Below are 12,753 nucleotides of genomic sequence, written 5' to 3'. Positions count from 1 at the left end.
CGGCGGACCACAGCAGCGTGAGGAGCACACATGGCGGGGAGCCCGGGACCGGAGGAGGACGACGCCCCCTCCCTGCCCGACCTCTCCGACTCCTCGCAGCGCGAGGCCCTGCCCGACTACTCCGCGCAGGCCCGGGACGTCACCGCTCCCTACGCGAAGCCCGACGAGACCGGCCGCTCCCGCGCGCGCGTCATCGTCATCACCGTCATCGTCTGCGCCGTGGTGCTCATCGCGGTGATCGCGCTGATCCTCTCGCAGACCGTCTTCAAGCAGATGACCGGGGACGACTCGCACACGCCGACCGCCGCGGCCTCCCGCAGCAGCTCGGGCGAGGGCGAGTACGTCCCCGATCCGAAGGATCCCGATCTCGCCCCTCCCCCGCCGATCTTCACGCAGAAGCCGACCACCGACTGCTCGATCCCCGACGGCTCCAGCGGCGACGTCAGCACCTCGGGGCGCACGGTCCGCGGCGGCCACCTCGAGTACACGCGGCCCGACGGGTGGACGTATCCGTGGACGGATCAGGCCCTGCCGTACATGACGAACGTGAACGGGTACGGCCGTCAGGTCGAGAACAACTGGTACAGCGTTGTGAACGTGGGCAGCGTCGAGTGGCCGGAGTCGGAGGGGAAGTACCCGGGCGACGAGAAGGCCGCGATCGCGATCTTCCAGTGCTACGCGACCACCGCCGGCGTGCTCGTCGAGTTCGGCGAGAACCCGACCGTCACCGACTACCGCAGCGAGAAGACCACGGTCGACGGCCACGACGCGTGGATCGTGCAGGCCACCTATCATTTCGAGGACCCCTCGCAGCTCCAGGACACGAGCGCCTCGATCGTCACCGCGATCGTGGTCGACTCCGACGACGGCCCGCAGGCCGTCGCCTCCGACGTCGCCGCCGACGTCCCCGAGCACGCCGAAGCCCTCGACCAGATCATCAAGAGCCTCAAGGTCGTCTGACCCCCGGAGCCGCCCCGTGCACCCGTCGTCCCCTCCCTCCTCGACCCCGTCCTCCTCGGCCCCGCCCGGCCCGTCCTCGTCGCGCCGCGCGGTCACCGCGGGGGCGATCTCCTTCCTCGCAGTGCTCGTGCTCATCGTGGGCGGGACGCTCGGGGTGCGGGCGGCGATCGGCGGAGGGACCCGGGATGCAGACCCTGCCCTCTTCACGCAGAAGCCCACCGCCGACTGCACGACCCCTTCGGGCTCCGGCGACGACAGCGACAGCTCGGGCTCGACGGTGCGCGGGGGGCATCTCCGGTTCACGCGGCCCGACGGGTGGGACTATCCGTGGGAGACCAGGACCCTGCCGTACATGACGAGCGTGAACGGGTACGCGCGCCAGGTCGAGGACACCTGGTACAGCACCGTGAACGTAGGCAGCGTCGAATGGCCGGCGTCGGAAGGGAAGTACCCCGGCGATGAGGATGCGGCCGTGACGATCTTCCAGTGCTACGTGAACACCACCGGGCTCGTCGAGGACTTCGGCGAGAACCCGAGCACGACCGACCGCCGCAGCGAGCGGACGACTGTCGACGGCCACGACGCGTGGATCGTCCAGGCCACCTACCACTTCGAGGACTCCTCACCCCTGAAGGCCACCAGCGCCTCGATCGTGACCTCGATCGTGGTGTCCACCGACGACGGCCCCCAAGCCCTTGCCGCCGACGTCGCCGCGGACATCCCCGAGCATGCCGATGGCCTCGACCGGATCATCAGGAGCCTCGAGCTCGTGTAGGCATACGAGGCTGGCCGGGAGCGGGACGAGGACACAGCTCGGAGCGGTGTCCCCGGCACGATAACCTGAGGTCATGGCTCTGACGCAGCACGGCGATCTCGTCTCGCTGGATGCCCCCGTCCCCACCTGCTGCGGGCGTGACGGGAGGGTGAGCTACGTGCTGTGTCGGCGATGCGACGCCCCCATCTGCGCCGACTGCCGCACGAGCTCCCGACTGGGCCACGTCTGCCCGCGCTGTGTGACCGAGCTGCGCGACGCCGACAGCACTCTCGTGGCGCCTCCGCTGCCGATCGGCACCATCGTCGCAGCGCTCGTGCTGCTCCTGGGCGGCGTCGCCCAGATGCTGAGCCCCGATCTGAACCGGCACCTCGCCTATGCGCCCTTCGCCACGCTCGTCGAGCCGTGGCGCATCCTCACCGGACTGCTGTCCTTCGCAGGCGCCTCGCTCGTGCCCACCATGATCATCGCCGTGATCGCCCTCGTCCTCTGCGGGGCGGTCGTGGAGTCGCTGCGCGGGCTCCCGGGCTTCCTGACCACCGCGCTCACCTCAGGCATCGCGGGATCCGCATCCGTCTATCTGGTGACGGGATCGGAGAGCTCCGCGTGGTACTCGGGGGTCGTCGGGCCCGATGCGGCGATCGCGGGTCTGATCGTGGCCGGCGCGGGCGCGGCGATGACGCTGCACCGCCTCGCCCACCTGGTGCCGCTGCTGGCGGCGGCGCTCATGATCGGCGCCTCCGCCGTGCTGGTGGCACCGGTCCCGCTGGTGGCGGTCGCCGGCGGGACGACAGCGGCGGCGTTGATCGAGATCGTGCGCGCCTTCTTCCACAAGCCCCAGCGGGCGCTGATGCCCCTCATGGTCTCCGGACTCGTGGCCTGGGCGCTCGTCATCATCGCCTTCCTGATCCGCACCCTCCTGCTCTGAGGAGCGTCGCCCGCGGTCAGCCCGCGAGACGGACGGGCTCGGCGACGCCGGAGCCGAAGTGCGCGTACCCCATGCCCAGGACGACACGCGAGGAGCACACCGAGCGGGAGATCTTCACGCCGATCAGATCACCATCGATCGCGCTCGAGGGCGACAGGACGATCCCCCGGCGGGCGCGCTTGACGTCCACGTTCCACGCCGTCCCGAAGCCGGTGCCGAGCTCGTCCAGGTCACCGCCGACGATCAGACCCTGCTCCTCGGCCTTCGCGTCGCGGATGAATGTGCGCAACCAGGTTCTGGCGGGCATCTCCTTGAGCATCTCGCCGTCGTCCATCACGATCACGGTGCCCGGCCGCCCCTCCACGAGATCGGCGAGCTCCTGCGCGGGCACGTCCAGCTCGGTGAAGACGCCCAGCACGCCGTCGCGTCCCTCGAGGTCCCGCAGGGGAGAGGCCATGGGCGCGAGCACCACGATGGACGCTCCCCGGCGCAGGAGGGACTCCGACATCGCGCGCAGCACGGTGCTTCGGCCCGAACGGGCCGGTCCCGCCACCACGAAGGTCGGGGCGTCGGCCCCGAGGTCGGGCCCCCGCTGACTGACGTCGTCCCCGCCGACGCCCAGCGCCGCGAACAGGGAGGAGCGACCGTTCGGCTCGGGGAAGGTGAACATCCGGTCGATCGACAGGCTCTTGGGCATCTCGACGATGGTGCGCGGGGCCGGGCGGGCATCAGGGAACAGCTCCCGCGAGCGCGCGCCGATCGAGCGCAGCGCGGCGGCCTGGCCGCCGCCGGAGACGTCGAGGTCCGTGTCGGCGCCGTTCGCCACCTGCTGCAGCACCGCGACCTGGCATTCGATGCCCGAATCCGCCTGGAAGGCCCGGCCGGGCCCGAGGGACTCGGGGACGTCCTTGGGCTTGAGGTTGCCGAGGCTCAGGTCGATCCGATCGTCGACGCGGAGCATCACCTTGTTGGCGGCGAGGTGGGAGATGCGGGTCGCGAGCAGGGAGCGATCGCCCGCCATCATCAGGTGGACGCCGGTGCTCACGCCCTCGGCCAGCAGCATGTGCACCTGGTCGGTGAGCGCGCCGGCGTCGATCTCGCCCAGGGTCTGGACGAAGGACTCCCAACGGTCGATGAACAGCAGGATGTGCGGAAGCCGGTCGTCCCCCCGCGCGGCGGCGCGCTGCTCCTGCAGGTTCGAGAAGCTGCCCTCGGCGAGGATCTCGGAGCGCCGGCTCACGATGCTGCGCAGCCGTGCGAGGATCCGGCGGGTCCGCTCGGTCTGGCCCACGCGGGAGACGCCTCCGCAGTGCGGGAGGGATTCCAGCGCGCTGAGACCGCCGCTTCCGCAGTCGATGCCGTACATGTGCACGTCCGCGGGCGAGTGGAGCATCGCGGCCGATCCTGCGATGGTGCGCAGGGCCTGCGTGCGGCCGCTGCCGGGAGACCCCGCGACGAACAGATGGGACTCGAGGTCGAGGTCGAAGCGCAGGGGCTCCTGGCTCTGGTTCGAGGGGAGGTCGCGCAGCGCCCACGCGATGGGGGTGAGCGATCCGGTGCGCGGCTCCAGGTCCGCGTACTGCGGCAGCAGCATGCCCATGCCCACCTGCTCGGGCAGGGGCGGCAGCCAGGGTGCGGGCGGGCGCGGGATCCCCAGGTCCCGATCCGCCCCGCCGATCGCCTCGACGAGCACCTCGAGGTCGGTCCGCTCCGAGACGGTGGTGCCCGACTCGGGTCGGCGGGGCGGGGCGCTCGCGAAGCCGTCGAGCGAGAGCGGCGAGACGAAGGCCTCGGGGCGCAGGGCTGAGGCATCGATGTGCTCGCGCCTGCCGCCGATCCGGGCCGACTGGAACGGGATCAGACTGGCGTGCCCGAGGCGCGCGAAGGCCCTGCCCGGTGTGGACTGGGAGATCCTCGCGGCATCGCCGGCGTCGATCACGTCGGAGGACTCCGTCTTGTCCGTCACGCGCAGGGCCACGCGCAGGTTCACGTTCGCACGGATCTCCGTGGAGACGACGCCCGTGGGTCGCTGCGTCGCCAGCACCAGGTGGACGCCCAGGGAGCGCCCGCGCTGCGCGATCCCTACCAGGCCGGTCACGAAGTCCGGCAGCTCCTTGGCCAGGGCCGCGAACTCGTCGATCACGATGACGAGCCGTGCGAGCCGCTCGGTGCGGGTGCCCTCCGTTGCCGCCTGGTAGTCCTCGATGTCCTTGGCGCCGACGAGGGCCAGCAGCTGCTCGCGACGCACCAGCTCGGCGGACAGCGAGACCAGCGCCCGCTGCACGAGGTGATGGTCCAGGTCGGTGACGAAGCCGACCGCGTGCGGAAGGTTCGAGCATGCGGCGAACGCGGCTCCGCCCTTGTAGTCCACGAGCACGAAGTTCATCTCGTCCGGCCGGTTCGCGGCCGCGAGCGACGAGACCAGGGTCTGCAGGAACTCCGACTTCCCCGAGCCCGTCGTGCCCGCGACGAGGGCGTGGGGGCCGTCCCGGCTGATGTCCAGCGGGAAGGGGCCGTCAAAGGTCTCCCCAACGATGGCGGAGGTGGAGCGGGGCGCGAGCCTCCAGGTGTCGGCGATCTGCTGCGCGGTCGGGGTCTCCATCCCCAGCAGCGGGAGCAGTCTGCTGCGCTCGGGGATCTGCCCTTCCTGGCCGTCGTCGCCCACCTCGCGCAGGGGGCTCATGGCGCGGGAGACCCGCTCGAACCACGCGGGGTCGACAGTGTCCACGGCGACGTCCTCGACCGCATCCGCATGGTGCTGGGAGACGCGTAGCCGCCCCTCGGCGCTCGAGACGACCTCCACCGCGCACTCCTCCGGGAGCTGCGCCGAGGTTTCGTCGAGGCAGATCGTGTACATGCCCATGCGGGGTCCGTCGCGCAGCAGGCCCAGCACCCCGGGCAGCGACCGCAGGTTCCGCGCACCGTCGAGGACCGTGATGATCACGTCGGGGGCGGTGAACTCCCGATCGTCTTCGCCGGCCGTGCGCACGCGCTCGGCCAGGATCTGCGTGAGCTCCCCGATCCGGGCCATGACCGACTCGGCCGAATGGCCCACCGTCGCCACCGGCTGATCGCCGTCGGAGCCCGTGAGCACGTGCGGGAGCCACCGCGTCCATTCCCAGCGCAGGAACCGAGGCCCCGGGCTGAGGACGAACAGCCGCACGTCGCGGGGCAGGTGCAGCGCCGCCACCTGCCCCACCATCCAGCGGCCCAGCAACGCCGAGAAGTCGCCGGGCCCCGCGACGCCCACCACGCCCGCGGCGTCGAGGTCGACGGTGACAGGCACGTGGTGCAGGGTGTCGAACGCCCGCCGCTTGTACTCCAGCTCGCTGTTGTCGGTCACCTCGATCCCGCTCGCGAGGCTGCCGACGCCCACGCGCACGCGCAGGAAGTCCTCGGCGCTGCGTCGGCGCTCCCAGAGACGCCGGGTGGGCATCGTCGCCGCGCGCCAGAGGTCGGAGGGATCGGGATAGGCCTCGCGACGCATCGCCGTCTCCGCACGCACCGACGCGGCGATGGCCTCCCGGATCTCCTCGACGTCGGCCTTGTGATCGGCGAGCATCTGGCGGTGCGTGCGGATGCCGTTCTTGCGGTTGGAGAACCACGAGCCCAGCATCATCACCGGGGAGACCAGACCGAACACCAGGTAGAAGGGATGGCGCAGCGCGAGCGCCAGGATCACGCTGATCACGAGCGGGCCGAGGGCCATGATCCACGGCATCACGCCCCGGTTGGGCGGCTTCGGCGGGGCGGGGATCGTGAACCGCTTCTGCACCGGCGGCGGCGTCAGCCGGGGCGGCCGGTTGAACATGAGGGTGGCCGTGCCGTTGTCGGGCCGCAGCTGCCCCGCTCCGACGGGGCTGCGCCGCAGCCGCAGGATCGTCGAGCCCACGTGCAGATAGCTGCCGAAGTCCCACGTGGTCGACTCGTGGGTGACGGCGTCCTCCTCGATCGCGACCACGAGGTAGCGCGACCCGTCCACCGACTCGGAGAGGCGCACGGCCGTGGTCCCGTCATAGGCGACGGTGAGCGCGGCCAGGGGCGAGTGCACGGCGCCGCCCGTGACGATCCTGCCGTCCGGGCCGACGCCGAGCGTGGTCTCGCCCACCTTCAGGACCTGCACCGCGCCCGTGCTGGGGCCGCTCACGGTCACCAGTTCCACCGCGCCCGTCTCGGGGGCGCTGCCCGCCGGGGGCGCTCCGAAGACCAGTGTGGATCCGTCGGCGATCCCGGCGTCGAAGGGCGCGCGGGAAGCGGGGTCGTCCTCGACGTCGGCGGCCCCGCCCAGGGCGAAACGGCCGCGGACCGAGTCGATGGTCGCCACGCTCCCGGGCTCCGCGGCGACCAGATGGGACAGCTCGTCGACGATCTCCCTCGCAGGGACCTCGGGGTCCGCGTCGACGAAGACGTCGCGGGGCCGCCACTGGCCGCTGCGGACGGTGACGATCGCTTTCACGCCATCCCCCTGATCGCGAGCTCGGGAGTCTCCCGCCAATCCACCTCGGGGAAGATCGACGAGGTCAGCGTGCCGTTGTCGGACGCCCGCAGGTTCCACACCGCGCGGCTCCACGGGCCGTCGACGACCACCGCGACCTTCTTCATGCCGTCGACGACGCTGCGCTCGTGCACGGACGCCAGACGCTCCGCCTCCGCGGCCCGGCCCACGAGCAGCAGCCCGCCCGGGAAGTCCCGGGCGGAATCGACCCTGAGCGTCCCGGAGGCATCGGTGGCCCGGCCGGACAGCAGCGTGGGGTCGCCGACCACCAGTGCGTTCACGTCCAGTCGCCACGCGGGCTCGGTGAGCTCAGCGACCCAGCGCCGCACGATCTGGCGCCGCACCCGATGAGGGCCGCTGAGCGAGATCGGCCCCGGGGCGGCCGCGAGGTTGAGGAAGAGGGTGGCGCCGACCGTCTGACCGGCCGTGACGAGGAGCTCGGGGGTCGGCGCCGTGTCGGGATCCGCTGCGGGCCCGCCGTCGCCGGCGGGGAGCGCCTCGGCGCCCTCGAGCAGTGCCGTCCAGCGCACACCGTCGTCGCTGGCACGCCAGGGCGCGGGGGCGCGCTCACTCGGCACGGCGAGGAAGACCTGCGCGCGCTGCTCGTCCACCGCCACGGCCGTGACGGCGGGCATCGTCAGCTGCTCGGCCCGGCAGGCGAGGGTGAGGCTCTGGAGGACCCGATGGCCGGTGCGCAGCCCCAGCCGCGAGGACGGCTGGGCTTCGAGCCAGAAGCGTCGGGACCAGGTCCGACGGCGGAAGAACTCCATCACGCCGACGGCGACGGTCACGGCCAGCAGGACCGCGCACACGATGACGGCCAGGAACACGATTCCGGACAGCGAGTCGTCCATGCTCAGGGAACCTCCGTCCGCGACCGGGGCCCCGCCGCGCGTCCCTGTTCGAGGAGCTCGGCGATGCGCTCCTCAAGTCGCGACGGCCCCTCTCCGCCGTCGTCGACGAACCGGAACGACCGGATCATCACGTCCGCGATCGCGATGTACGCCCGGTCCACGCTCTCCTCCGCGTGGGCGGGGACGGTGAACGAGAACATGATGCCCTTCCATCGCTCGGGGTGGGAGGGGAGCGGGAACGCGAACAGGAGGGTCGTCGACCTCGCCTGCAGGACGTCGCCCTCGATCTCCGGTGCATGGTCCACGGCCAGGGTGCGCACAGCCCTCAGCCCCTCGGTCACCTGGATGACCTGGGAGTCCCTGCCTCCACGGAGCATCCCCGCGCGCAGCATCGACAGGGTCAGCCCGCCCTCGCGGTCGTCGCTCGCGTCGTACTCGAAGTCGGTCACGGACAGCGGCATCGTCCTGCCCTGCGCATAGGCGCCCACCGGGAGGGTCACCCCGAGCATCCCCTGCGCCTTGGCATCCAGCAGGGCGTCGCCGACATAGCGACGCACCTGCTCGATCGCCAGCGGACGCCTGTCCCGCGGTATCTCCTGCGAGACCGAGGCGGCGGCGAGCCGCTTCGCCTCCTGCACCAGCGTCTGATTGCCCTGTTCGAGCCCCAGTCGGTGCCAGCCCTCGGGCACCATCAGCGTGTGGGGCGCGGTCGTCGTGTGCAGAAATGCCATGCGCGGTCTCAGTCGTTCCGGGTAGCTGGGTCAGGGGATTCGGCGAGGGTCAGCAGGATCCGCGGCAGCAGGTCCCCGATCCCCGGCACGTCGGTCGTGCTGATCAGGACGAGTGTGTCGTGCGAGCGCTCGAGCGCCATCGCGCACGAGGTGAGCACGGTGCCGCGGGGATCGAGCTGGAGCGCGGAGCCCAGGGTGATCCTCTCGCCCGAGCCGCTGAGGGTGTGCACCACGGAGGGCGCGTCGATGTCGGCCGTCAGCAGCCCGTGCACGACCTCGGCGCCCTCGGCGGGGCCTCCGTCCGGGGCCGTGGTGCTCGAGAAGAGGCACAGCAGCACGACGGCGCCGGGGATCAGCACCGCGAGGACGCCCCAGTCCGGCGCCCCCTCGTCGATGTCCGCGAGCTCTGCCGAGCTCGGCACCCGCACGTCGTGCATCTGAGCGAGATCGGCCATCAGCTCGTCCCACTCCCCTGCTGCGGGCAGCGGCGAGCGCGTGCTCGGGGTGCGCAGAACCATGGGCGGCGCCATCACGAACGGCGGAGCTCCCCGCTCGGCGGTCGGGTGCTGTGTACGGGAAGTGATCATGCGGAATAGTTCGGATTGCCGGGGTGCTGGCCCTTCCAGTCGCTCCACGGCGTCAGACGCGTCTTCTCACCCGCGGGATCGAAGTAGTTGCTCGCGTCGCCGTACTCCCACATCTGACCGAACTTGTCGATGTAGCCCCAGGTCTTGCGGATGGAGTCCAGCCCGTTGAGGCCCATCAGGTAGTCGTGATTGCCGAACGACCACCCCACCCTGTCCGTGTGGCCGCCCAGGAGCGTGCCCTTGCTCCCGCCGTCCACGGTGCTCAGGGGCTCTCGCAGGATGCGCCCGTCGCTCTTGAAGTTCAGGTCGCCGATATCGTCCGAGATCCGCAGGGGCGCATTGCCGATCGGATCCCTGAACTTCTCCGAGTCCCTGAGGAAGCCGCGGGACTCGCGGAAGGACATGCGGTCGAGGAAGCCATGCCAGAGCGTGTCCTTGAAACTCGTCGGGTACTTCTTCGCGACGCCTCCCACCTGGGACATGATCTCCTCACCCGGCTTGCGCCCGACGCCCAGGACCCAGCCGGTCCTGCCGGCGAAATGGTCGAGCCTCATCCAGTCCTTGGTGAAGAAGTACTTCGCCGCGTTGCTGCTCGAGGAACTGCTGCGCAGGCTGTCCAAGAACTCGTCCGCGCCTCGCATCTTGGACTGGGCCGTGCCGATCTCGTCGTAGACGCGATCGCGCTGTGCGTCCACGTGTCCCTTCGCCCGCTCGTTCCGGGCCATCCTGTCCACGGCCCTCGGGTCGGAGACGCTGGGAAGCGGCTCATTCCGCAGCTCATCCATCCTGCGGTTCAGACGGTCGCGGGTGGCCCGGAGACGGGTCAGGTCGTCGTGGCTCCTCGAGCGCTGGCCCCATGCCGAGTCCGCGGCATCACGCCGGGCCGCCTTGGGGTCCCTGCTCCACGACGGCATCTCGATGGGGCGCCGCAGGTGGCCCCCGGTCCCCGGCTTGGACCCGTTGCGGACGTTGAGCCCCTTCACGTATCCCTCGCGCTCCGCGTCGACCTTCAGGCCCTTGAGCGAGCGGAAGGCGCTGAACGCGCCGAGTCCGACGCCCACGATGCCGAGCACCAGGTCCAGCACGGTGGACTGGCCGAGGGCGAAGCTGATGGTCGTGAACACCATCGTCACGACGTCGACGATAAGCCCCATGATCATGATGACGTTCAGACCCGGGATCAGCAGGCCGATCACGCTCAGGATCATGCCGATGATCATGAGGACCTTCAGCAGCTTCTTGAGGAAGGCTTTGAACTTGTCCATGCACGAGTCCTTGCCGCTCTTCTTGGCCTCGTTGATGGAGCTCTCCATGGAGTCGGCCGCGGACTGCGCGTCCTCGACCGCCTCCTCGAGTTCGCGCTTGTACTGCTCGAGCTGGGCCTTCTGGTCCTCTGCGTCCGACGTCGGGACGGCCTCGTCCGAGCCCTTCTCGGTCTTCGTCTCGTCGAGCTTGTCGAGCTGCGCCGCCTTGCGCGCAGCCGCCTCCGCCTTGTCGATCTCCGTATCCAGCTGCGTGGAGAAGGTGCGCGCGGCCTGGGATGCCAGGTCGTACCGGGTCTCGTAGTCCGCGAGCTTCTCCGCGAGCTCGGCGCCCTTCTTCTTCGTCTCGTCGAAGGCGTCGGACTGCATGTCCTGGGAGTCCTGGGTGCGCTGTGCGGTGTCGTGCAGCCGCCCGATGGCCTCGGAGATCGCACGCCAGTCGTCGCCCATGGCCTTGACGCCGTCGGGATCGGCGTCGATCGGGTTGCCCTCAGGGTGCTCGAGCCGGGTCCATCCTTCTGCCGGTGCACTCATCAGGCCACCTCCACGTCGTTCTGCGCCGTCTCCGACGTCGCTCCATCCTGGTCGCTCTGGTCGCTCTGGTCGCTCTGGTCGCTCTGGTCGGCGTCAGATGCCCCGCCGTCGCCCATGACCCCGGAGAAGCTCAGGAAGCCCAGCTCCTGAGGCAGCTGGCCTGTCCGTTCCGCGTACATGATGAGCTCGGTCAGCGCGGTGATCCCCTCGGCCAGGACCGCGTCCTCGCCGAGGTTCCCCCCGATGTAGCCGCCCGCTGTGGCGAACCCGGAGGAGTTGAGCAGGAAGTCCGCGACGTATCCCGCGTAGGCCGCCGTGCCGTCGATCCGCTCGATCGTCCGCAGCACGTCCGTGGTCGAATGCGCCGGCGCGGTGTACTGCGCCGCTGGTGAGGACTGCCGGCTGGCCACCAGCTGTTCGCTGTCCCCGCCGGGCTGCTGCTCGGGTGCGTCGTCGGGCTTCTCGCCGTCCCCGCCCGTCGAGTCCCTGCCCTCTCGGATCTTGCCGTAGAGATCCTGCTCGAAGGCCCCCGCCTCGGCGAGGCTGGCTGCGAGGTCGCGATCGCTGTCCTCGAACCCCTCCGAGATGTTGTCCATCCAGTCGGCATACGTCTGCACGCTCTTGACGATGCCCTTGCGCTTCGCGGACCAGTTGTCGTAGAAGGACTTGATGGCGCCCGCGAGATCGGGGTAGCCGCGCACGGCCTCACGGTCCCGGTTCTTCGCGGCGCTGATCCCCTCGCTGTCGAAGTTGTCCGCGACCTTCCGCGCCGTGGTGCGCAGCGTCTCCAACGTGGAGCCGTCAATGCGCAGCACGTCGCGACCGGAGCCGCTCGCCGAGCTCTGCCCGCCGTCGCCGCCGCTGTCGTCGGCGTCGCGCTCGGCCAGGGAGTCGTCGGCGATCTGCTTGCCCTCGTCGACCTGGCCTTCGTGGGAGAGGATCTCCTGGTCCAGCTCGTCCTTGTGCTGGGAGACCTCGTCGAGCTCGCTGTCGTCCGACTGATCCGACGGGTCGGAGCCCGCATCCTCGGCCTCGTGCGCCGGCTCGGTCTCCTGGGGCTCGTCCTGCACGCCCTCGTCGCTCTCCGGAGCGTCCTGTAGGTCCTGCAGGAGGCGCTCGTCGCCGTACCCGTACTGCGCGGCGAACTGGTCGTAGTCCAGCAGCTGCTCAGCGCCGGGCGTGAAGCCCCCGCCGTCGTCGGACAGCGCGTCCTGCGCGGGCATCCAACCCCCCGCGTCATCCCCTGTGGCCTCGTACTGTGAGGAATCGGCCCAGCCCTGGCCATCCTCGCCGCCGCCCTGGTCGGAATCGCCGGGCTGCTCGGCGCGCAGCAGCGTGTCGCGGGGCTGGACGGGATGCTTCTGCTGCAGGAGCACGCCGCTGTTCCCGCCGAACGAGCCCGAGGGAGAACCCTCGGCACCGAAGCCGCCGCCACCCGTGTCGATGACCTCGCCCTGGTCGGCCGGGAGGACCTGATCGTGCCTCATCCCCTGGACCTGGTCCGGGGAGTTCGCCGCGACGCCGAGGCCGATGCCGCCCGCCGCGCCCAGCATGAGACCGGCCGACGTGGGGATCGCGGAACCGCTTCGCGAGGTCGTCACCGGTCTCCGGCCGACTGCTCTCTCACGGC

The 12,753-nt window shown here is 70.7% G+C and carries 9 protein-coding genes; 3 read left to right on the top strand and 6 right to left on the bottom strand.

What is annotated here, in order from left to right; genetic code table 11:
- Window positions 1–30 precede the first annotated feature (30 nt).
- The 3 genes from Bra3105_RS15175 to Bra3105_RS15165 all read left to right on the top strand — a co-directional run bounded on the left by Bra3105_RS15175 (window position 31) and on the right by Bra3105_RS15165 (window position 2,660).
- Window positions 31–960 (top strand): hypothetical protein, encoded by a 930-nt coding sequence (locus Bra3105_RS15175; RefSeq protein WP_228357563.1) that lies wholly within the window; start codon window positions 31–33, stop codon window positions 958–960.
- A 16-nt stretch (window positions 961–976) separates the two neighbouring features.
- Entirely contained in the window at window positions 977–1,735 is a 759-nt protein-coding gene (locus Bra3105_RS15170; RefSeq protein WP_228357562.1) for a hypothetical protein, read from the top strand.
- Window positions 1,736–1,808: 73 nt separating this feature from the next.
- Entirely contained in the window at window positions 1,809–2,660 is an 852-nt protein-coding gene (locus Bra3105_RS15165; protein ID WP_228357561.1) for a hypothetical protein, read from the top strand.
- A 16-nt stretch (window positions 2,661–2,676) separates the two neighbouring features.
- On the opposite strand, the gene Bra3105_RS15160 is transcribed toward Bra3105_RS15165, so the two are convergent.
- The 6 genes from Bra3105_RS15160 to Bra3105_RS15135 form a co-directional block, all read right to left on the bottom strand.
- Window positions 2,677–7,116 (bottom strand): FtsK/SpoIIIE domain-containing protein, encoded by a 4,440-nt coding sequence (locus Bra3105_RS15160; protein WP_228357560.1) that lies wholly within the window; start codon window positions 7,114–7,116, stop codon window positions 2,677–2,679.
- Window positions 7,113–8,009: a hypothetical protein gene (locus Bra3105_RS15155; protein WP_228357559.1), complete on the bottom strand. Its 897-nt coding sequence runs from the start codon at window positions 8,007–8,009 to the stop codon at window positions 7,113–7,115. The genes Bra3105_RS15160 and Bra3105_RS15155 overlap by 4 nt, the downstream gene beginning before the upstream one ends.
- Before the next feature lie 2 nt (window positions 8,010–8,011).
- Window positions 8,012–8,740, bottom strand: coding sequence for a hypothetical protein (locus Bra3105_RS15150; protein WP_228357558.1), 729 nt, complete (start codon window positions 8,738–8,740; stop codon window positions 8,012–8,014).
- Between the two features lie 8 nt (window positions 8,741–8,748).
- A complete protein-coding gene (locus Bra3105_RS15145; protein ID WP_228357557.1) occupies window positions 8,749–9,258 on the bottom strand; it encodes a hypothetical protein in 510 nt (169 codons plus the stop codon).
- 65 nt (window positions 9,259–9,323) lie between these two features.
- Entirely contained in the window at window positions 9,324–11,123 is a 1,800-nt protein-coding gene (locus tag Bra3105_RS15140) for an AAA family ATPase (RefSeq protein WP_228357556.1), read from the bottom strand.
- Window positions 11,123–12,724, bottom strand: a complete 1,602-nt coding sequence (locus Bra3105_RS15135; protein WP_228357555.1) for a hypothetical protein — start codon at window positions 12,722–12,724, stop codon at window positions 11,123–11,125. Before Bra3105_RS15135 ends, Bra3105_RS15140 begins: the two co-directional genes overlap by 1 nt.
- Between the last annotated feature and the right edge of the window lie 29 nt (window positions 12,725–12,753).

It is taken from the genome of Brachybacterium halotolerans subsp. kimchii, from assembly GCF_020792675.1.
GTDB classification, from domain to species: Bacteria; Actinomycetota; Actinomycetes; order Actinomycetales; family Dermabacteraceae; genus Brachybacterium; species Brachybacterium halotolerans.
This window is presented reverse-complemented; position numbering and strand designations above follow the sequence as displayed.